Here is a 21,649-nt window from a genome sequence, read left to right as displayed (position 1 = left end):
TAAGGATAATAAACTCCTCTCAATTTGTAGAGATTTTAAAAGTCTGGATGACTTCATTATAAGACAACAAACACGCTACTCAGCAAGCATGCCAAACATGGTGACACTTGTTGAGTAGCGAGTATTTAGATGTAGCTTGCTAGTGTGCAACAGATGTTATCTTCCTAGCCAAGCTTCTGGGTTTAGTTTCGCTGTTTCCTTGCGCAGTTGGAATTGCAGGATGTTATCCGCACCCACGGTTCCGAGCGTTTGGCGTGTGGTTACGCGCTGGCCACGCGTTACATTGGCCGAACGGAGATTGGCGTATACTGAGATATAGGCACCGTGGCGTACCATTACTACCATCGAACCGCCGTAACCAAACACGGCACTCACCTCGCCATCGTATATGCTGCGTGCTTGACAGCCATTGCCACCAAGGATGTTGATGCCCTTGTTGTCGAGTTTTACGTTTTTAAGGCCTTCAACATTGTATTGCCCGAAGTGGCTAACGATGCGATAGCTGCCTGTAATTGGCATGGGCAAGCGCCCCTTGTTGGCTTCGAAACCGCCGCTCACCATTCGGTCTACCGTACTGAGCTTGCGTGTCTCTTCCACTTCCTTCTTGCTGTCGGCAATGGCCTTCTCGCTTCTCGCCCTTTCGGCTTCGGCTTTGCGCTCGGCCGCCACGCGTGCAGCCTCGGCTTCGCGTGCCGCTTGTTGTGCTCGTGCCTGTTTCTCGGCCGACTCGCGCGCCGCTTGGTCGGCTCTTGCCTTACGTTCGGCAGCCTCTCTGGCCTCCTTTTCGGCACGTGCCCGTTTGTCTGCCGTTTCCCTTTCTGCTCTTGCCCGGCGTTCTTCAGCCTCGCGTGCAGCCCTTTCGGCCTCAACTCGGCGTGCCCTTTCGGCTTCTGCGGCCACCTTAGCCTCGGCTCTTAGTCGCTCTTCGCGTGCCTTGGCTTCGGCAATGCGGCGTTGGTTCTCGCGTGCCGCTGCTTCGGCAGCAGCTTTCTTTCTTGCCAACTCTTCGGCTTTACGTTTAGCAGCCTCGGCTGCTTCTGCTTTACGCTTGGCCTCGGCTATGGCTCTTTGCCTAGCCTTTTCCACTTCGATGGCAATGAGTCTGTCTATCTCGGCGTTTAAGGCGGCATCTTTCTTTTGTTGTTCGGCAATGACGGCCTGAATGGTCTTTTGTTGCTGTTGCAGTCCGTCTACGGCTTTCTGTTGTTCGCCTTGTTTAGTTTGCAGTGCGGCGTGTTCTTGGCGGCCCTTATATAATAAGGTGTTCTTTTGGCCTTTCACCTCTTCCAATTGGATGTGTTTCTCGGTTACTTGTTGCTGTTTGGCCTTAACCAATTCGCCTTGTGCCTTTTGATATGAGGCATATTCGCGCACGAAACGCATGCGGCGATATACTTGTGCCAAATTTTTGGCCGAGAAAACAAACATCATCTTGTCTTGCACCGAACGGTGGCGCGCCATGTAGCGCACCGAACGGATGTATTTTGCCTTGCGGTCGGCCAGTTGTTGTTCAAGCGTAGCCAACTGCGAGTTAAGTATGCCGATGTTTCCTTCGATGTGCTTGATGTCTTTTTGAATGCCGTCGATGTTCTTTTGGCGTTCGCCAATCTCGCTGTTGATAACCATCAACTCTTGCAACTTCTTCTTTACGTCGGCCTGATTGGCTTTAAGTGCGGCCTCTTGTTGTTGAATTTTTTTCTTTATGGCCTCCCTCTGCCCTTGCAAGCCCTTGATAACCTTGTTGGTTTCAGCCTGCGTGTTCTTTTCGCGCGCGGCGTTTCCACGTTTGTTTGCCGCCTTTGCACCCTTCTTGGGTGCAGGCTTGACTGTTTTCTTAGCAGGAGCTTTTGTTATCTTGGCGTTCTTTTTGGCAGGTTGTGCGGCTTTGCCTTTGGCCTGCGTTCGCTTTTGTGTGGTGACCGTAGGGCGCGACTTCTTAGCGGAACGCTTTTTCTGCGCACCGAGTGGGAAGGCCACCATGAGGGCAAGGAGGATGGTTAGAACGTGTTTCATTTACATGTTGAGTATTTTGTTGAAGACATCTTGTGCCTTTACGCGCTTATACTTAGGCGACACCGTTGTTTGTGCCTCCCATTTCTCGTCGGTCTTCACTTCGTTCATCTTGATGCTCACTTGCAACGTCTGCCCGCCTTTTATGGCAGCAGAACTCATACTGAACACTTGCGATGCGGGGAACATCTTTACGCCAACTCCTTTGAAGTCGCCATACTTCCATGTAAGTCTCGAAGTTCCGCGTGTGGCGTCTTGATGGGTGATGTCTGTTTGTCGTAAGCGTCCGTTGTCGGCATCGGCTAGCCAGGCGTAGTTGAAATTGCCCGTGGAATAGGTTACGGGGTTGCTGCTGCCGCCACTGAAAGTAACGCTGAACTGGTTGAGGTCGCTTTCGGTGATGCGTGGGCGGTCGGGCAACAGCAGTTGGTTCCAGAACAAGGCCTGCAAGCTGTAAAAGTTAAGTCCGTTCTTTCTCAAGAAATCCATTTGGTTGTAGTCGGCCTTGATGTATTCTTTATGAATGCGGTCGATAACCAACACGTAATCGGGTGTGAACTCTATACGTCCCACTTCGGTGCCAAGCAGTGGCACAAATGCTTGCAGACGTATCACTTCGTCTTTTCTCATGCGCAGTTGTCCTGGCACTGTTACGTCTTTTCCCGCGCCTTGTACGTTGAGCGAAATACTTCCAACGATGTTTTTGGCATACACTTGGTTGTCGTTAACGCGGCGCATAAAGGCCAATTGGTTGTTGGCCAGCACTTCGCGGTCGCGTGCAGCCTTGTGCGTGGGTGTCGAGCTGTCGGACACCACAGCCGACTTTGTTTTGCAAGAGGTCCATATCAGTGGTGTAAGTACCACTGCGAGAGCAAGACTTAGTATTCTTACTGCCGCTTTAAAACCTATTATGTGTCGCAGCCCATTGTGGGTGCATGCCGTTGTTGTTTTTTTCTTCTTTATCATAGCTGTATGTTTTTTTGTGGTAAATAGTGTATATGTACTCTCGAAGAGTGAAAAGACCTTTAAAGGGTGAAAGGGATTTTAAAGGTGAAAAGGTGAAAAGGTGAAAGGATGGCTGCGCCCTTTGTGCTTGTTAGCCTTGGCTTGCTAATTCGTCTAGCTGGGTTGGCGTTTCTAGTGTTTCTAGTGATTCTAGTTCTTCTAGACTACTAGTTGTTCTAGGATTTCTTGCCTTCCTTGTTGGATTAGCTTGCCAGACATGGCCTATAAAGGCCCATTGCTTAGCCCTTTAAACATTTTTGTCCCGTCACGTCTTGTTACTCTTCATCATCCGATTTAACTCCTTAATCCCCGAAAAGCCCTCTTACTTCACTCAGAAAGGTTTCTTAAGCTTTATTTTCCTGTTGATAACAGCCTTGTCGGCACCCAGTTCCAAGGCCTTTTTCCAATATTCAATGGCCTTGTTCGTGTCGCCATTCATGGCGTGAATGTCGCCGGCATGTTCCACCACCACCTTGCTTTTAAGGCTGTTAGAGTCGTTTTTGAGTGCCTGGTCGATGTAAACCTGCGCCTCCGAATACCTCTTTTTAAGGAAAAGCAGCCACGCATAGGTGTCGAGATAAGTGCCGTTGTTGGGTTCTTCCTTCACAGTTCGGTAGCTCATGGCCTCGGCTTTATCTAGCTCGATGCCCTTTTCACCTAGGTAATAGGCGTAGTTGTTCAGGCATCCCAGGTTGTTGGGCTTCCATTGTAGGCAGCTGTCGTACGAGGCGAAAGCCTCTTTTGCCAGTCCCTTTTGATAGAGGATTTCCCCCATCAGCTCGTAAAAGTCCGACACGATGTCCTTATTGCTGTTGGCGTTAATCTGCGTTACGCCCCTTCTGAAAGCGTCTAACGCCTCGTCTTTCTTGTCTTTCTGAAAGCAGGCAATGCCTTCGAAGTAGTAAAAAGCCATCTCTTCGGGGTTGTAGGCCTGTGCCTGCTTGCTCAAAGCCAGTATTTCGTCCCATTTTTGTTTTCTCCAAAGATTCTCGATGAGCTGCAAACGTGCCCCAGCGTTGTCGGGTGCGATGGCAACAGCCCGTTTCAGGGCGTCAACCACCAAGCTGTCGGGCATTTTCTTAACCGACATGTAGGCAGCTTTCAGCTCGGCCATGCCCGCATCGTTGGGGTTAGCCTCCGTTATTTTGTCGAAAAGGGCCAGCACCTTTGTGCTGTCGCCGCCTGCGCGTTCGTTTTCTTGCACCACCTGTCGCATGATAGACAGTTTCGTTTCGTCGTCCGTCTTCGCGCTGATGAGCATTTTGTCGCGCAGCTGTGTGGCCTTCGCCTCATCGTTTTTGGCGCGATAATAGTCGTAGAGCGATGCTTGTGCAAAGCTGTTGTCGGGGTCGTCGGCCAATACGTCGGTAAAAATCTTATGCGCAGCGGCCTCCTTTTGGTTCTGCATAAGCCAGTTTCCAAGCATCAGGCGATAGTTCACGTCATTGGGATGGTCGTCGCTTAACTGTTTCAAAGCCTTGTATGCCGCGTTCTTGTTGTCCAGCATCTCGTAGGCGCGCACCTTCGAGAGGGTTGTCTCTTCGCTAACGCCGTTCACTTGTTCCAGTCGTTCGAGCGACCTTAGCACCCCTGCAAAGTCTTTCTTCTTGTTATAAAGCTGCATGAGGATGTTCAGCGCATCGTCGTTGTCGCGCTCCCCACTGTTTGTGGTGAGCCTTTCGTACGTCTCGATGGCCTTGTCGAAGTTGCCGCTGCTGATGTAAAACTGACCTAGGCGTTCGGTAAAGGTGGCGTTGTCGGGGCGTAGCGATGCCGCCTTTTGCAGGCAGGCTAATGCCAACGAATCGTTTTTTATCTGCACATAGTAAGGTGCCTGCATGAAATACACCTCCGCTGCGTTGGGGTTGATGCTCAGGCAGTGGCTCATCAAGGCAAGTGCCGAGGCGTAATTGCCTGTGTTTTCTTGTTTCACGGCTTCGAGAAAGAAGTAGTCGAAACGGCGTTGGTCGTTATACGACAAGGTTTTTGTAGGCACAACTCTTGTGGGTTGCACCTTTTTCTTGGCCCATAGCGTGGGTGTTGCCATGGTGAGGGCCGTGGCGATAGTGGCTGTCGCAACGGCGATGTGTATCAGATTTCGTTTCATCAGTTGTGTTATTTCAGTCCAGTATGTCCGTATCCCCCTGCTCCCCTTTCGGTTTCGTCGAGCGTTTCGGTGAGTTCAAAGCTCACTTGTTCGTGCTTGGCAACAATCATTTGTGCAATTCGTTCGCCGTCTTTCACGATGAAAGGCTCGTTAGAGAAGTTAATCAGCAGCACCATAATTTCGCCGCGATAGTCGGCATCCACTGTGCCAGGAGTGTTAAGCACGGTGATGCCGTGTTTAAGGGCAAGACCGCTGCGTGGCCTTATCTGCGCCTCGTAGCCTTCGGGTAGTGCAATGTGCAATCCCGTTGGCACCAGTTGGCGTTGCATGGGCAGCAGGGTGATGTCTTCGTCGATGTTGGCTCGCAGGTCCATTCCTGCACTAAGAGCCGTGGCGTATGTGGGTAGCGGTTGGTGTCCGCGGTTAATAATCTTTACTTTCAGCATCTCTTCTCGTTTTATTGCGCATGGCGCAGCATCTGCAAAAATACGCAATTATCTTGATATAAGGACAAAACGCTTATTTAAAAATACACAAAAACGGACATTTGGTGGTGAAATTGGCGAACAACGGGCGGAAAGGGGAGGGGGATGTCGATGATGCTGACGCCATCTGATAGATTAAAAAAGTGTAGTGTACTGAGATTAGTTGACAGCAATCGTTGTTAAATACTCCTTTGTTTGACTATAAATATATAATCGCAGGGTGATTTATTCACTTGCGAAAGTTAGTTAAGGAGAACGGCATAAGCGTGATGTTTTTTAGAGCAGACCTTAGGCTAAAACCGAAACAAGGTGCGTTTGTTTCATTCAAAATTTCACAACTTCCGTTTTTCAAAACGTATAATAACATAAAATAACCTCTTATTGTTTGCCATGTCTGTAAAATTGTTTAACTTTGCAGCATAAGACTATGCAGAGGCAAATCGTTGCTTTGTAAAGGTCGTGACAGGTAAAGCACGTTCGTATTCAACATCGTGGACAACGGGTTGGAAACTTCGCAACACACAACGGATGCCCATGAAAAACAGCGTCCGATAGAGATTAGAGATGGCAAATGCCCCTTTATTGAGAGTTACGGAATTGTACGTACGTATTTATAAGAATGCAACTTATACATGTCATGGAAAACGAGAGAATTAATACCGTAGGGGGTTACAAAACACAAGTCTTGTGCAAATGCAAAACCATTGAGTACGGCAATGCCGTGGTGCGTTGGGCGTTTAAGCAGCTGGCATGTTGTTTATTGCTGGGGCTTATCGTATTGTTAAACATCTAACCTTCTGGGGCAATTACCATTTCATTAAATAACTCATAATAACATGAACACGTTTAGACTTTTATTTTTTATGCTGCTTGTGGCAATGCCAATTAGGGGATTTTCATACACCGACGACCAAATTGTGAATTTCGGTGATTGCTATTACAAAGTTGTTTCGGGAAAGAAACTAACCCTTTCTTATCTTGGCGTGAAACCCACCAAGACAGGACATTTGAACTTGCCACCCACCGTGACCGATAAGTACGGATACGTTCTTACTGTTATCGGGGCAGAGTATAATCCACAATACAGGAGTTATGGCATCACCTCTGTGCATTTGCCGGAAACCATGGAGTATATTTGGGGGTACGCATTCTCGGGTGCTACACTCACTTCTATGAACATTCCCAAAAAGTTGGAAACGATAAGGTCTGGGGCGTGGAGTAGCATTTACTCGACTCCAAGATTCGATGTGCATCCTCAAAACCCCAAGTTTGAGAGCGATGCAAACGGTGTACTCTACTCTAGGGGTAGGAAAACACTTTATGCCGTTCCTTCTGATGTTCCGTTGCAGGGAGGGAAGTTCACTGTCGATGGGCAAGTAACGTATATCGATGCGGCTGCTTTCCAAAGCGTGCATGGCCTTACAAGGATTGCTTTGCCTAAGAATCTAGAAAAGGTGTACGAGGGTTACCCCACTATTGTACCCACCAGCTCGTTTACTGCCTTCGAGATCCCTGCTGGCGCACCACATTTCAAGGTTATCGATGGCGTTCTTTTCAGAGATACAACGCTCGTATTGTATCCAAGGGGGAGAGAGGCCACCAACTATACCGTACCCAATGGCATTAAAGCCATTACTAATTACGCCATATCAAGTAATTCCAAGCTAGAAAGCATCAACCTTAACGGCGTAACGAAATTGGTTAAATCGTCTATGTACAGCGTAACTAAACTTACCTCCATAACATTGCCCCAAAACTTGAAACCCTATGATGACGTAACAGGTGATGGTATGTCGGAAGGTTGTTTTGAGGCATGCTCGAATTTGACGGAATATAAGGTCCATCCCCAGAACAAGGACTTTGTTGCCGTGGGGGGTGTGCTGTTCTCTAAGGACATGAAAACGCTTTATTTCTACCCTGGCAGCAAAATGGGCACAACCTATACGATACCCCAGAGTGTAGAGGTGATCGCGGGTCACGCCTTTCAAAGTGCCAAGTATATAACCACGATGCACATTCCCGCAAAAGTGGCGCGCATCAACGCAGAAGCTTTTCGCGATGTACAAAACCTCAAGACGATAACTTTCGATGCTAACTCACAATTGCAAGAGATTGAATATTATGCATTCAGGTGGTGCAGCAGCCTAAAGGAGGTGACGTTGCCCAAATCGCTGCCCAAGCTGAACGAGATTTTCTACATGTGCATCAACCTAGAAACAATCAATGTCCCGGCAGGTTCAAAACTGAAAAACATCAGGCATGGGGCTTTTTCCACGAACTCCAAACTGAAAGCATTCAATTTCTTAGGCGACTGCGAGTTGGAGAGGCTTGAAAAGAATGTGTTTGCTGGTCTGCGCCTTCTCGAGTCGTTTAACATCCCTAAGTCTGTGCGCTTTATCGAGTCTAACGCTTTCATCGGATGTGCTAGTATGAAGACGGTAACATTCCATCCCGATGCCGAAATAGATGTAATAGGTGCAGGAGCCTTTGCCGATTGTGGCATTACTAGCATCAACATCCCCAAGAAAGTAACGAAGATTGAGCGCGAGGCCTTCTTGAAATGCCAAGCTCTTACCAAAATAGACGTGACAAAAACAACAACTAGCATTAGCCCCGAGGCATTTAAGTACTGTTCAAACCTCACAGAAATAAACGTAGACAGAGACAATAACGAGTATTCTAGCGTAGACGGCTGCCTGCTCTCTAAGAATAAGGCGAAACTAATGATTTTCCCACCAGGCAAAGCCAACGATAAGTTCACGTTGTTGCCTCCGTCGATAACCATTGTCGGCGACTATGCCTTCTACGATTGTAAGAAACTGGTGAATGTAACTATCCCCAATAAGGTAGACTCTATCGGCATTCGGGCATTCGGACTTTGCGATAACTTGAACACCATCACGTTCCTTTGCGACCAGATGATTACCCCCAACAGAATTAATCAGGGCCAGAATGAAACCTCGTTCGATGAAGACAAGGGGCCAATAAAGAACATGGGAAAGATACGCATCAACGTGCGTAAAGACAAGCTTGCCGCATATCAAGCTGATCCATTTTACAGTAAGTTCGCCTCCATAAGCCCCTCGTTCAACGAAAAGACTGAGGAATACATCGCTGTGTCCGACAAAGCGGTCGATTTGCTCAGCACTTCGTGTGCCGACCACACCTTTATCTTGCCCAAGTCTATCGAGTATCAAGGCAACACCTACGAAGTGAGTCTTATCGGCGACTACGCTTTCGAGAACGCTCCCAGCAGCGTACAGGAAGTGGTGGTTAAGAAGAACGTGAAGTATATCGGGGCAAGGGCTTTTGTGGCTAAAAACCATAATATAAAGAGCGTGTTCTTTATCGAGAGCGAACCAACTAAGGACATGCTCAGCACCACTCGTTTCGCGTTAGACGAAACAGAAGTAAACTTTAACGAGTTTGCACCTTACACCAAGATATATGTTAAGAAGTCGGCATGCCAAGATTATAAGGATAAGTGGACGAAGACTGTCTACGACCAAGCAACAAAGAAGGACAAGCCAAGCCCCTACAACTTCACTTCGCAAATAGACTATCGCATCACCGACTTGCAGATAAGTACGAAGTACGCCACTTTCGCACGCGAGTTCGATGTTGACTTTAAGGATTGTGTGGCTGAAAACGGCGTTCGTGTAGCTGCATTCGTGGCAGGCTCTAAGATAGAGTCTGGGGCGGGCGACTATGGCACTGCCACATCTCACATTAAGATGACAAGTATTGACAAGCACGGAGGCGTTAGCGACTCGTACGCATATGTGCCAGCCGAGACAGGTGTGCTACTGAAAATAATAGACAATAAGGTTGCCTCCAATAACAAATTCTATTACACCATTGGCGAGAAAGACAATGTCCCGTATAACATATCTAACAATGTCATGCATGGCGTGTTTGGTAAACCTGCCACCGTGCAAGCTTCGACAACAGCTCCAATCTATGTGATGCAGGGCGGAACGTTCAAGAAATGCACTACGCCTTTGAACAACTTCCCCGTACATAAGGCATACCTTAAACTGAAAAAGCCTGCGGGCGCCAAGTTGATACTGCATTTCGATGACGATGATACCACCACCGCTATCGAAGAGGTGACAACTGATGAGGGCAACACAGGCAACGACATATTCTATAATCTGAACGGACAGCGAGTGAGCAACCCACAAAAGGGTATCTACATCCGCCAAGGCAAGAAAGTAATTGTTAAATAAAATATGGTGCAATGAAAAAGGAAACATACAGAAAGCCATTGGCCATGGTATTGCTGGTGGCAACAGAACAACTGATGATCGTAGCCAGCCCTGGCGTTGGCGGGGGCTACAACCCACACAATCCCATAGATGGCAAGGCCTCCGACTTCTTTGAAGAAGAGGAGGACGAGAACTTTGAATCCGAAGGCTGCAATGCCTTTGCCGAGTTTTAAACTGCTAACGCAGCATCGCGGTAAACCTCCCTAAATGGGTGTTTATATAGTAATTGAGCATTAATGAAAACCTGAATAGGGGAGCAACGATTGCTCCCCTATTCTCTTCTGTGGCCAAATTTGCGAGGGTGCGTTCAATGCCTAGCTGAAATTGTTCAGCAAGCTGTTGTGTATGTCTCAAACCACCCTCACCTAAACGTTTTAACCCCAAACGGTCTTAAATCGAAAGCCACAGAAGAGTGATGCTTTGAAATATACGTGTTCCGTAACGGATAACCGTTAGGGTGTTCCTCTCAACAACTACTATATCGGGATAAAGAATTTTTCGCAAGAATGCGCAAAGCTAGTAGGCAGTTGATAATAAACGTGGTACGAGCGGTGCCGTAGACAAATCTTTTTCTTTATTCTTCTCGCGCAAGTAATGCCTCGATTATACACATTCCAAGTCGAAGTGCAAAAACAACGGTTGTTTTTTCAACCCCAATCGGCCATTATAGCTTGTGCAGATTTTGTTTGGTTGTTGAGCGCATTGTCTGTCTTATTCTTGAAGGCATAGCGGGCTACGTCGAGAGAGTGAGACTGAAAAGCTGTCGACAAACAAATGAAATCAGCATAGGAAACGATGGAAACAACCTAAAATAATTGATAAGCGGTTTAACGAGCCGATTGGGGTTAAGGCACAACAATAGGCAAAAGTCGCATTTTCTTGCCCATTTTTTTGCTCGGCTAAAATAAAATGCGTACCTTTGCACCCGTTTTAAAAGTAGAGGGTAGTGTAGAACTGGCTAAAAATCAGTTTTCTTATGTCTTTATAAGTCGGCGCATGGTCGCATTTGGTCGTATGTTTTGTCTGTCCATTTTGCGATATTTGTCGATAATAATAACAATATTCAGGTACAAAGCTAATCAAAGAATGAAAAAGAATCAATTGAAAAGGAGTTTGTACACCAAACCCCAAGTAGAGGTTGTAGGTGTTGAAGCAGTAACGTTGCTCGACGCATCAGTGCCCGGACAGCATAATAAAGCTGTAAAGGGAGGAGAAATTGAGGAAGATGAGGATGAGAACTCAAAGTACTTTTAAGGAAAACCAAGGGCCTTACAAAGTCTGTTTTATGTTTTAAAGTAATCGAGAAAACAAAAAAAATCAAGTAAATAATGCAATTAACGAAGACAAATATAAGGAGTTTTGCCTTTGCGGCAGCTCTTGTTGCTTTGGTGACGGGATGTCAGTCGAACATTGACGAACTTACCCAAACCAAGACTCCAGACACCGGGAGTACAGAAACTACAGGCCTAACGGCATTTACATCAAATGGCAGCACAAGGCAGGTTAGTGCAACTACGCGTACCTCGATGAGCTATCCCGATGGTGCTTTCTATTGGGAAAACGCCGATAAGATTTACGTGTTGGACGACAACAACGCTTATCAGCGCAGCAGAAACAGTGTGAGTGCCGACAAGCAGGCCGGTTTCAAGTTCATGGTGCCAGGTGCTTTTGCCAACAGCAACACCTATATGGTGTTTTATCCTGGTGTAAACGGCACCAACAACAATGTTACCATTGCCGAAAACCAAACCCAGAACGAGCCTAACAGCACTAAGCATTTTGGCGAAGCGGGCGATTGCGGCATGGCCATAGCCACAAAAAACGGTGGCCAGTTCGAGTTCAAACTAGATCACAAGACGGCTTATCTCTGTTTCTTGCCTAAAACCAAGCATGCTTTTGTGAGCACATACATCGAGAAAATTGAGGTTACCTCAGACAATTTCATTGCCGGAAACTTTACGCTCGACCCCACAACGAAAAAACTAACGGGCCAAGGCACCAAGCAAACCATTACCCTAAACTTGGGTGGCACTGCTAATCCCAAAGGGTTTAAGTTGGAAAGCCCCAATGCACAACTCAACCAGAACGGAGCGTTCATGGTTATAAAGCCTGGCGCACACAAACTCACCATCAAATATTACCTCAAAGATGCTGTAACAAAAGTTGGAGGTGTGGTGACTAAGGTTGTCAAATCGAAGAACTATGAAGAGAATAAGTTCTACGATATCTCGCAAGACATTAATGTAAGAGACTATAGCTCACAGTTATATTATATGTGGGATGCGAAGAAAGACTATTGGTCTGGTGTAGCCAACCAACCAAAGGATAATAGTGATCCTGCTGGCACGGGTTACGCAACTTCAAAGGCGGATGAACGTTGGTACAATGAGATCAAAGGAGGAGGCCCTGCTCCTTTGAATGCAAGCAACAAAGCCAAGGACTGTCCCAATGCCAACGAATGTAAATGGTATGTGATGAAGGGCGACCCACATTGGGATAACAGTACGCTGTGGACTATTTGGGGACACCTTCGTTCTGGTGGTATATGGTTGAAGAAACAAAACGTTATCGCTGCAGAAAACAATATAACGCCTGTCTCAAAGCTTAAGGAGGGATATGTTCTTCCTAGCGGTAAAACATTCGACTATACGAAAAACTACACCGATGGAGGAGACGCCAACAAGACGGTTGCTAAGGGTAGGCCCAGTGATATAACCAATTATTTCTTTCTACCTGCCACAGGTTGCTATATTGCAGGCAAATTAGAACAGCTTGGTGTTCGAGGGTATTTCTGGACAAGTTCAGGAAGTTTATTCACACCTGAGCAGGCTTTCTATCTCCACTTTAATAAAACAGAGGTTAGGATGGCAAACCTCAACAAACGCAACACTGGTCAAAACTTATGGAAGGCCGAGTAAGCCACATTATTAATAAGCAATCATAGCCCGACTGTAAGTCGGCATCACGATAGCGGGGAGCAAACAGCCAAGTGGCGTTTGCTCCCCGTTTTGATTTTGTTGGCTTTAGTATGACAATAAAGAATGTACACATCATATATATGTTGAAACCGTCTAGACTTTTAATATTTCGAGGCCTCTGCAAAACTCCGCCACAAGGAAGTTTTAGAAGAGGCAACTTGTTGATATTCAATGATACCCCTTTTGAACGTATGAGGGTTTTGCAGAGATCTCGTTTCTATAAATTGAGTGGAATTTGTTATTTTTGTGACTCTCTGACACACGAGATAAATACTCCTCTCATATACGAAGTGCTGGACAAATCAACTCTCTGACTTTTAAACTTACGATAACCTAACCTATAAATAGTAGGTGTGAGTGTGCCAAAAATGGGGAAAACGTTTCGTAAAGAGTAACTTTTTGTTAACTTTGCAAGGCGGATGTAGCCAACATCTCTACGTTCAACATTAATGCAATGATACAGGAACTAACAATAAAAAACTTCTTGTCGTTTAAAGATTCTACCACATTTAGTTTTGAAGCAACAGACGACAAGACCCTCGAAGACTATCAAGTGGTGCAGATCGGTAATACACGACTGTTGCGTTTCGCCTTGGTTTATGGGGCGAACGCCAGTGGAAAGTCGAACTTGTTGGCCGCTTTTGAGTTTTTGTGGGCATTTTGGTTTAGTAGGAAACGCGCAAAAGACGAAGCTATCGGTGTACAGCCTTTTAAGCTCGACCAGGCAACCCCTAACGAACCTTCCTCCTTCGAGCTAGTTTTCTTCGTAGGAGATATGAAGTATAAGTACGAAGTTGTGTTGGACAATAAGTGGGTTTACTGTGAACGCCTGTCGTATTACAAAACCACACAACCCGCATTGCTGCTTAACCGTACCTTAGACAATGGTGTTTCGGTTATCAAATTGCATGCAGACCTTAAAGTCTCAAAGGCTGCATTAGAAGAATTGTCATTGAGATGTTTGCCCAACATGTCGTTTTTTGCTGCGAAAGAAATGGTGAATGTGGCGATACCTTTCGTTGACAACGCCTTTGAGTGGGCTGAAACAATTGTTCAAGATGTTGTTATCTGGCCTAAAGATGACATCTTTACACGCGCGGCACTTAATGTCCCTAATGACAAAGATCTAAAAGACTTTCTCTTAGAGTTTATGAGACGTTCTGACTTCAACATTTCAGATATAAAGGCCGAACGTAAAGCCATTCCTTTACCAGCTGACAAAATAAACGGGCTTATGCAAGACGGCAGACTTACGGACGAAGAGAAACAAATGGTTTTAAGCCAGGGGATCATGAGTCGGGTTTATATTGATTTCGAACATCAAGTAGTAAACGCACATGGTAAAGAGAAATATTCTTTACCTACAAGGGCTTTAAGTGACGGGACAAAAAGGGGCTTTGGAATTGAGACAGCCATCTACCAAACATTAGGCGAATGGGGCTTTCTTGCGATAGACGAGATAGAATCGTCGCTGCATCCTGAGCTTGTAGAGTTTATCCTCACCCGATTCTTGCAGGCGGAAGGGCGTAGTCAGCTGCTAATCACTACACACTACGACCCTCTTTTAGATGAGGTGGACGACATGTTTAGAAAGGACATGGTTTGGTTTACAGAGAAAGGGGAGGATGGTGCTACCAAACTTTATTCGCTTACTGACTTTAAGGGGCTGAACAAAATTAGTTCTTTCCGCAAGTTTTACCGCAATGGTCGCTTTGGGGCATTGCCTAACATTGGATAAGTATGGCAAGGAAACAAGCGCAAAAGCAATTAAAAGACCCTACGCCCATTATTGTGGGCGCGGGGATTACTGAGCAATGGTATTTTAAACATCTGCAAACGTTGCGAAAGTATAGGGTAAAAATAAGGCCACGTTACTTCGGACGGGAAAATGCGTTTGAACTTGACAAGCGTGTAGACATCATATTAAAAGACGAGGGCTTTGCCATTGTTGTGTTTGATGCCGACGTTTCGCTACGCAACGACAAGGAACGCCAAATGGTGGAGCGCATGAAGAACAAGTATGCCAACAACAAAGGCGTGCTGTTCTGCGACAGCTTACCTTCCATTGAGTATTGGTTTTTACTGCATTATAAGGAGGCGGGTAGGCTCTTTAAAACGAGTAACGAGGTTGTTGAAGAAATAAAGGAATACAATTCGCAATTCGACAAGAGCGAAAAGTTCTTAAAGAATGATAGCTGGGTAAGACAATTATGTGAAGGAGAACGTTTGAAGCAAGCCATAGAAAGGTGTAAACAACAAGAAGATAAGGTTAATAGGGGTGAGAGCGTGTCGTATTCAAAGGTGTATAAAGCAATAGAGCTGTTGGAGAAAAACCGCTAAACGGAAATTTTGTACACATACACATTCGAATGAAGTGGGGGCTGATGCCGTGCCGCTGTACCGCAAGTGGGGGCGCAACGGGGGGTGGCAGTGCCCTTTTTCGTAAGTGGGGGGGCAAAGGGCTGTTTGCTTCGTGTGAAACGGGGTGTTGCATGCGCCATTAGTCGAAATAACGTTGTGGATTTTGTGCTTTATCGGATGTCAATCTGATTTATCCAGACTTGACTTCTATCTTGTGTTGCATCGAAGTTCTTCAACATCAAGCTCGCATCATATCCAATGCGCTTGTCGAAACGCAACTTCCCGTTAACAAAAATGCGCACTTTCTTGTTCGTGTCTACCATTTCAGGAGCGATGTTTACCGTGAAAGATTTGATGCAAGACGTTTCTATATGGAAGACATTGTCTGCATACCTTGCCCTTATCTTGCCCGACTTACGTGGAAAATCGAAGGCCATCTTGTCGACGGTTTTGGTTATAAGACTGTCTTTTTCGTTATATTCTAGCCATTGGTTGATTTTGAAGTTCTTTTCTTTATGCCATCCTTCCTGTTTGCCAATGTGTCTAGCTTTATGTTTGTAAGCCAATCAATGTTTCCATATCGGTTATCGTCAAACTCCCATGATATTTCTTTGGGGAAGGGGTTTCTTTGTCGCTGAAGAAGGTCGGCAAACAAAATCTTGTATGCCGGTTCAGATTCGTCGAACTCTGGAAACCAATGTGGAAAACCATTGTAACGATATTCCTTATAGTCGGCATTGATGCTGTTCATCAATTTGGTAAAGTCGTCATTGGCATTTGGCGGATAATAGTAATCCTTATCTGTTGAGAAGTTGATGAACGAACGGTTTTTGATGTTCTCGACAAAGGTTCCGCCCGTGAAAACCTTTGGTTGCGTGTTGAAACCATAGAAGCCCGCAAAAGGCGTTGGCTGTTTCATCAGATACGAGAAAGAGCCTGTGGCCCCATTTGAGTGTCCTGTAATAAACACCTTGTTGTCGTCTACGTTGATAGCCTTTTTAACAAGCGTAAGTATCTTAGGCACCATAAAGAACCCTTTATCGGAGGTCATCCAGTTGAATTCTTTGCTACCTTGTGGAAAGACAAGTATCACATCGTTCAGCTCGGCATACTTGGTGTAGTATCTGTTCCAGTCGTACAGCACCCACGCGGCCGGCAGATAGTCGGTTAGGAGGTTGTTCCTTACTGCCCCATGTAGGAAGAACAGCAGGGGATAACGCTTGGCAGGGTTGTAGTTCGGGGGCAGATGAACGAAGAATGCCGTTCGTGCCGTGTCGTTTATCACCAGCGTAAGGGAATAGTTTTGGTGCTGCTTGGGCAGGTATCCAGCCTTTTTCTTCATCTCGCTGTACAGTGCCTTGCCGTCTTTCGTGTTGTTCAATGGCACTTTGTCCACAACGTAAAACTCTTTTTCCTGGGCTTTTAGGTCGTCGTAAAAAGTTTGTTTGGCTTTCAAGGCTTTGTTTTTCAAGTCACTCCATCTAGGGTCAGAAAGCAGGTTCGCATACTCGTCTTGGGCATACTCGCCAATTATAAGTCTCCAATTGGTAGACAGTGGAAGTTTTGAAGACAATTGAAATAGGCGGTTTAGATAATTAAATGCCTTGTCTTTCTCGTTCAGGTAGCCGGCAAGTACAGACGCCTTGTATAGTCCCATGTCTTCGATGCTGTCGGGGAAAAGCGAAAAGGCGTGCTCGTACATGGCCAGCGATTTCTTGTAAGTTGCGCTGTCTGCCGACTGCCACATGGTTTCCAAAGCCGCTCGCGTTAGGCTAGCATAGGTTTCTTGCCCATGTAGCGGCATGCAGATAAACGCATATAGCAGAAAAAGATGCTTTACTATTTGTTGTTTCATGTTGAGTTGTTGCTCCTTTGTTTGGCTCTTGGCGTTGCAGATGTTCGTTCGGGAGAGCCTTTTAAGTCAATAACGCCATGAGAACTGTTTTATTGTAGAAGTTGTTTCGACTTTTGATGTTTCTATAAATTGATGGGAGCTGATTGTCTTTATGCCGTAAAACCAATATGGGCATTCCTCTGATGTACGAAACGCCTGTCTAAGATACGATAAAATCCGAAAATTCTGCTGAATTTGCCTGCGGTTAAAACGTGAGTATGTATCAAAAAGGCAACCTTTGACGGGTGTGCCATCAATACATTTTTTACGAGTTATCGTGAAACAGAATTGCATTTGGAAAATTGTTGTTTGCAGCGTGCAAGATGTGCGTTGCAGGGAATGAACAATCCCTTACGCGGAAGAAAACGAGAGTTTTTGTTTGCTGATGATGCGGCTGTGGCTTTTCAAATCTCATTCTGTTTGACTATAAAAGCATCTTTACTGTGGCACATCATGAGGAAAAAGCAAGGAGGAGTTCTTTATGTTCCTTATGTTCTTATGTCAAAATGGACGTATTTATGCCAAAACGCGAAAAGAACGACTAATTAGTTCGCTTGTCCACTCGTCAACTGGTCCACCCATCAACTTGTTAACTTGTTCGCCCGTCCAGCCGCTAATACACCAGCCGATGTAAACTATTCGGTAAGGAATTTAACATTATGAGTACCCTTTCTGCTCACAATTGTCCGCCTTGCCGCAAAAAATCGATTCTCGCGGAGGTTAGTTTTGATGCAAAAAGGGGGCAATCCATGAATGCAACAAAATGAATTTTTATTTAAGGAAACCGCCGCTTGCACTAAATTTTGTGCCATTTGCAGCTAAATGTAGCGCGTTTTGGTGCTAAATGCAGTGCGTTTTGGTGCTAAATGCAGTGCGTTTTGATGCTAAATGCATTGCGTTTTGGTGCAAAATGCAAGGTAAAATGGTGCTAAATGCAGCACTAATCGATATGAAATGTGTGACGAAAAGCATAAAAATGCACTGCAATTGCATAAACAAAACCTTTATGAACCATTAAAAACATGGCCGAAAAGGGCGAAATAGTCGTCAAAAAGTGGGTTTTTAGGGGCTAAAAGCGTGTAATTCGGCTTGAAAAATTGTGAGCTGCCAACCAAACTAGGAAGGTAAAATGGTGCAAAATGCAGGCTTTTTGCTTAAAAATAGACAAACGGGAAGGCGTGAAAAGCAAGAAATGGTAGTGGTTTACCTACTTTTTAACCTTTAATTTCGCTAGAACGGAGCTAAAATTAGAGTGGTATTGTAAAATAAAAACAATAAATTTAAGATTGTGGGTTTGTGAGTTGACGAGTTAACCAGTTGATAGGTTAGCGAGTTGACCAGTTAACCAGTTGATGAGTTTGTGAGTTGATACTCTTGCACTTTATGTATGAGAGATGTTTGTTGTTTTGTTTGGCATCACAAAGACAACAAACTCCTCTCTAAGCATAGAAATATTAAAAGGCGAGAACACGTCGCAAAAAGAAACCGAACAAATAGGAGGTTTGCTCGGTTTCTTTTGGGGAGTTTCAATTGTTAGTTGACAAGCAGACCAGTTGACCAGTTAACGAGTAGACCGATTAGCGAGTAGACCAGTTAACGAGTTGGCCAGTTAACGAGTTGGCCAGTTGATGGGTTGACCAGTTAACGAGTAGACCAGTTAACGTGTTGACAGGTTTGCATGTCGTAGGTTAAACATGTATTTTGTTTTTTTGAAAGGCCCATTTGCGTGGTGTGAAGTTGTGGTGCAGTTTACTTCTTACCTTTCTTTTTGGCAGCCTTCTTGTCGGCATTTGCCCAATATTTAGCACCTTTGGCTTTCAGTTGGGCGGTGAATGCTTTGGCCTCGGCAAGTGCCTTGGCCTCGTCTTCGGGTGCTGCGTAAGCGTGTTTGTAACCTTTAATCTCGTTCCAATGACCGCGAGTGAAGTCGGGAACCTCTACGGGCATAAAGCCGTTGTCCATCGAGATGGAGCCAAGCTCGGCTAGGCAGCACCACTCGGCCAAGTCGTAAACGTCCATATCCAGTGGCAAGCCGTTTTGCAGGCAGTAAACCAAGCGGCTGTCCATGATGAAGTCCATGCCTCCGTGGCCGCCCACTTCTTTGGCCTCGTCGCCATATTTCTTCACAATCGGACTGGTATAGCGTTCAACAAGGGCCTTCATGTCGGCCTCTTTCAGGTAATCGTGTCCCGAAAGGTCATCGTTAGAGGGCGTAACGCCGGCCTCTTTCATGTCTTTGGCCGACACGGCATAACCTTCCACGGGATACTTGTTGGCAAATCCCTTGGTGCCCGTAAGCTGATACATGCGGTTATAGGGCTGGGGCGTCATCACGTTGTGTATAATTTCCATCACCTTACCTTGCTCTGTGCGGATGAGCGTTGTGGTTTGGTCGCCGTTGCGGAAGGTGTCGCAAGGCTCGCCAGAGTACTTTTCTGCTTGCTTTTTGCCGTTAAACGAGCGCGTATCCATGGCGATGAGGGTTCGCATGCGGTCGCCGCGGTGGATGTTCAGCACCTGTGCAATGGGGCCAAGGCCGTGTGTGGCATACACGTCGCCACGAAACTCCTTGTTATAACGTAGGCGCCAGCCCAGCTTGTCGTTGGGGCCGTTCTTCCAATAGTGTTTCCAAAAGGGCGACAACTCGTGGCGGTAGGCGCCTTGGGCGTAGATAACATCGCCGAAAAGTCCTTCTTGTGCCATGTGCAACGAGTTGAGTTCGAAGAAGTCGTAGCAGCAGTTTTCGAGCATGATGCAGTGCAGGCGTGTCTTTTCGGACAGGTTGATAAGTTCCCAAATCTCGTGCATGTTCATGGCCGAAGGCACTTCTATGGCCGCGTGCTTACCATGCGTCATGGCCTCTTTGGCCACGGGGAAGTGGTGAGCCCAGTCGGTAGCGATGTACACGAGGTCGATGTCGGGGCGTTTGCATATTTCCTTGTAGCCGTTTTCGCCGTAATAGATGTCTGCGGCAGGCATGCTGGCTTGCTTTAAATACTTTTGGCAGGCCTCGGCACGGCTTTTTTCGTAGTCGCAAAGCGCCTTAATCTCTATGCCGGGGATGTGGGTCCAGCGTTCAACGGCACCAGGTCCGCGCATGCCGAGGCCAACAAAGGCCACGCGCACAACCTTCATCTTAGGCGTAACGAGGTTGAGGGCGGGCTGTTGTCCTGCATCGCGTTGGGGAACATCGGTTACCAACGTGCCGTTTACGTTTTTGTATGGCCAGTTAAACTGCGCTTTCATCGCTTGCGGCATCAATGCGAGTGCCACAAACGACAATTGTAATAGTAGGTTTTTACGTAACATATATGTTGTTAAATTTAATGTTAAAGTCTACCTTTCAATATGATATGTTGTGATGTAAAGGCGTGATTGTTGCAGACAAAGGTAATAAAATATGCTGTGAATGTGTAGGAAATGTTCGGGAAAAAACATTTTTTCTCCCTCTCGGCGAGTGTCGGTTGCGTTGCCACGCATAACCAACGCCCCGCTAGCGGTTGGGCTAATGGGGCGCGAAGGCTGTTTGCGCGTTGCGCCTGTTACAGCTTTTCGTAATACGGCAGTCGGTTCAGCGGCACGTCAATGGTTATCGTTCGGCCACCTTTCAGCACGCGCCCGCGGTCGTCTTTCCATTTTCCTGGCGGAAGAACCACACTTCGGCTAGTGCCCGCTGTTACCATCGGCGCCACCATATACCGCGCGCCAAGCATCCATTGGTCGGTTATTTCGGCATAACCGCGGTTAGGGTAGGCGTATTCAAGGCTTTGAACGATGGGCTCGCCCGTTGTAGCCGACTGGCGTGCACACTGCAAGATGTAGTGGCCAAAGGCTGCATGCAGCTTAGCCATAGCCTTTACGGCTTGCAGGTGTTGGGCATCGAGAATGCGCCAAGGGGCAACCGAGAACTGCATCATGGGCATAAGGGCGTGAACTTGCGCCGAACGCACGATGAGCTGTTGGTCGAACTGGCTGGCGTCGATGCCTAAGAAGGTGGCGAACGACCCGCCGCCAATCATGTCGGGGCAAGCATAGGCGTAGCCAAGCAGCCCTGCCGCAATCATATCGGGGATAAGCAGGCGCACGGCTTGCCACGAATAGTCTTTGTCGCCCAAGCGTTGAACCAACTCTTTGCCACCCATTTGCCACCCTGCGCGGTATTCGTTGAAGGGAAAAGCAAGTCCCAGTTCGGCCCAAGCGCGTGTATGATCTACCGAAACGATGTTCCTTCCACCGTGCGAAACAAGGTCGGTGCGGTGGTAAAAGTGGTTGTCGCCTCCATCAAACTTAAAGCCGTCGATGCCGTAACGTTGTTGAACGCCGCGCAAAAGGCCGATAAAATGGTTGCGTGCATCGGGGTTGGTGAAGTCGTACACGGCACTTTGCCCGTTCCACCATTTAATAATGGCTGGCTGCGAGGTGGTGTCGGCTAGTAGAAAGCCCTTTTCGGCTAGGTCGCGATACTCAGGACTGTCGGCAGAAACAAAGGGACAGACCCACAACATCACCTTAAAGCCCATCTGGTGTAGGCGTTTCACCAT

14 protein-coding genes are annotated in these 21,649 nt (G+C 46.6%); 6 read left to right on the top strand and 8 right to left on the bottom strand.

The genetic code is table 11. The features are described from left to right. Positions 1-156: 156 nt before the first annotated feature. The 4 genes from BN93_RS06375 to dut form a co-directional block, all read right to left on the bottom strand. Positions 157-2,013 carry a peptidoglycan DD-metalloendopeptidase family protein gene (locus tag BN93_RS06375; RefSeq protein WP_019187504.1) on the bottom strand — a complete coding sequence of 619 codons (1,857 nt, stop codon included), beginning with the start codon at positions 2,011-2,013 and terminating at the stop codon, positions 157-159. After that, positions 2,014-2,748 carry a DUF4292 domain-containing protein gene (locus BN93_RS06370; RefSeq protein WP_232211141.1) on the bottom strand — a complete coding sequence of 245 codons (735 nt, stop codon included), beginning with the start codon at positions 2,746-2,748 and terminating at the stop codon, positions 2,014-2,016. It lies immediately after the preceding gene. A gap of 598 nt (positions 2,749-3,346) precedes the next feature. Next, positions 3,347-5,122, bottom strand: a complete 1,776-nt coding sequence (locus tag BN93_RS06365; RefSeq protein ID WP_019187502.1) for a tetratricopeptide repeat protein — start codon at positions 5,120-5,122, stop codon at positions 3,347-3,349. An 8-nt stretch (positions 5,123-5,130) separates the two neighbouring features. After that, the gene (dut, locus tag BN93_RS06360; protein WP_019187501.1) at positions 5,131-5,568 is read right to left on the bottom strand and encodes a dUTP diphosphatase; all 438 of its coding nucleotides are present in this window, start codon (positions 5,566-5,568) and stop codon (positions 5,131-5,133) included. Positions 5,569-6,443: 875 nt separating this feature from the next. On the opposite strand from dut, the gene BN93_RS06355 reads away from it, so the two are divergent. From BN93_RS06355 to BN93_RS06330, 6 genes are all read left to right on the top strand, one after another. Beyond that, positions 6,444-9,836 (top strand): leucine-rich repeat domain-containing protein, encoded by a 3,393-nt coding sequence (locus BN93_RS06355; RefSeq protein WP_019187499.1) that lies wholly within the window; start codon positions 6,444-6,446, stop codon positions 9,834-9,836. Between the two features lie 11 nt (positions 9,837-9,847). Next, positions 9,848-10,048, top strand: a complete 201-nt coding sequence (locus BN93_RS06350) for a hypothetical protein (RefSeq protein WP_019187498.1) — start codon at positions 9,848-9,850, stop codon at positions 10,046-10,048. Between the two features lie 913 nt (positions 10,049-10,961). Continuing rightward, positions 10,962-11,129: a hypothetical protein gene (locus BN93_RS17920; RefSeq protein WP_198007497.1), complete on the top strand. Its 168-nt coding sequence runs from the start codon at positions 10,962-10,964 to the stop codon at positions 11,127-11,129. A 74-nt stretch (positions 11,130-11,203) separates the two neighbouring features. Beyond that, a complete protein-coding gene (locus BN93_RS06340) occupies positions 11,204-12,793 on the top strand; it encodes a hypothetical protein (RefSeq protein ID WP_019187496.1) in 1,590 nt (529 codons plus the stop codon). A 514-nt stretch (positions 12,794-13,307) separates the two neighbouring features. Beyond that, the gene (locus BN93_RS06335; protein ID WP_019187495.1) at positions 13,308-14,591 is read left to right on the top strand and encodes an AAA family ATPase; all 1,284 of its coding nucleotides are present in this window, start codon (positions 13,308-13,310) and stop codon (positions 14,589-14,591) included. A gap of 2 nt (positions 14,592-14,593) precedes the next feature. Further along, positions 14,594-15,193: an RloB family protein gene (locus BN93_RS06330; protein WP_019187494.1), complete on the top strand. Its 600-nt coding sequence runs from the start codon at positions 14,594-14,596 to the stop codon at positions 15,191-15,193. Between the two features lie 191 nt (positions 15,194-15,384). Here the strand turns inward: BN93_RS06330 and BN93_RS19000 are convergent, their stop codons facing one another. From BN93_RS19000 to BN93_RS18530, 4 genes are all read right to left on the bottom strand, one after another. Continuing rightward, the gene (locus BN93_RS19000; RefSeq protein WP_316928614.1) at positions 15,385-15,651 is read right to left on the bottom strand and encodes a hypothetical protein; all 267 of its coding nucleotides are present in this window, start codon (positions 15,649-15,651) and stop codon (positions 15,385-15,387) included. A gap of 44 nt (positions 15,652-15,695) precedes the next feature. After that, positions 15,696-17,069 (bottom strand): alpha/beta hydrolase-fold protein, encoded by a 1,374-nt coding sequence (locus tag BN93_RS06325; protein WP_316928613.1) that lies wholly within the window; start codon positions 17,067-17,069, stop codon positions 15,696-15,698. 1,788 nt (positions 17,070-18,857) lie between these two features. Continuing rightward, a complete protein-coding gene (locus tag BN93_RS06315; protein ID WP_044260028.1) occupies positions 18,858-20,417 on the bottom strand; it encodes a Gfo/Idh/MocA family protein in 1,560 nt (519 codons plus the stop codon). 233 nt (positions 20,418-20,650) lie between these two features. Continuing rightward, the coding region (locus tag BN93_RS18530; RefSeq protein ID WP_044260026.1) for a glycoside hydrolase family 31 protein at positions 20,651-21,649 on the bottom strand (999 nt) is incomplete at its 5' end.

Source organism: Prevotella conceptionensis 9403948 (assembly GCF_000312305.1).
Lineage (GTDB): Bacteria > Bacteroidota > Bacteroidia > Bacteroidales > Bacteroidaceae > Prevotella > Prevotella conceptionensis.
The sequence above is the reverse complement of the archived record's forward strand: the minus strand, read 5'-3'. Positions and strand labels throughout refer to the sequence as shown.

Coding starts and splice junctions, on each gene's coding strand:
- BN93_RS06375 (WP_019187504.1), bottom strand. CDS start 2,013: ATGAAACACGTTCTAACCATCCTCCTTGCCCTCATGGTGGCCTTCCCA.
- BN93_RS06370 (WP_232211141.1), bottom strand. CDS start 2,748: ATGCGCCGCGTTAACGACAACCAAGTGTATGCCAAAAACATCGTTGGA.
- BN93_RS06365 (WP_019187502.1), bottom strand. CDS start 5,122: ATGAAACGAAATCTGATACACATCGCCGTTGCGACAGCCACTATCGCC.
- dut (WP_019187501.1), bottom strand. CDS start 5,568: ATGCTGAAAGTAAAGATTATTAACCGCGGACACCAACCGCTACCCACA.
- BN93_RS06355 (WP_019187499.1), top strand. CDS start 6,444: ATGAACACGTTTAGACTTTTATTTTTTATGCTGCTTGTGGCAATGCCA.
- BN93_RS06350 (WP_019187498.1), top strand. CDS start 9,848: ATGAAAAAGGAAACATACAGAAAGCCATTGGCCATGGTATTGCTGGTG.
- BN93_RS17920 (WP_198007497.1), top strand. CDS start 10,962: ATGAAAAAGAATCAATTGAAAAGGAGTTTGTACACCAAACCCCAAGTA.
- BN93_RS06340 (WP_019187496.1), top strand. CDS start 11,204: ATGCAATTAACGAAGACAAATATAAGGAGTTTTGCCTTTGCGGCAGCT.
- BN93_RS06335 (WP_019187495.1), top strand. CDS start 13,308: ATGATACAGGAACTAACAATAAAAAACTTCTTGTCGTTTAAAGATTCT.
- BN93_RS06330 (WP_019187494.1), top strand. CDS start 14,594: ATGGCAAGGAAACAAGCGCAAAAGCAATTAAAAGACCCTACGCCCATT.
- BN93_RS19000 (WP_316928614.1), bottom strand. CDS start 15,651: ATGGCCTTCGATTTTCCACGTAAGTCGGGCAAGATAAGGGCAAGGTAT.
- BN93_RS06325 (WP_316928613.1), bottom strand. CDS start 17,069: ATGAAACAACAAATAGTAAAGCATCTTTTTCTGCTATATGCGTTTATC.
- BN93_RS06315 (WP_044260028.1), bottom strand. CDS start 20,417: ATGTTACGTAAAAACCTACTATTACAATTGTCGTTTGTGGCACTCGCA.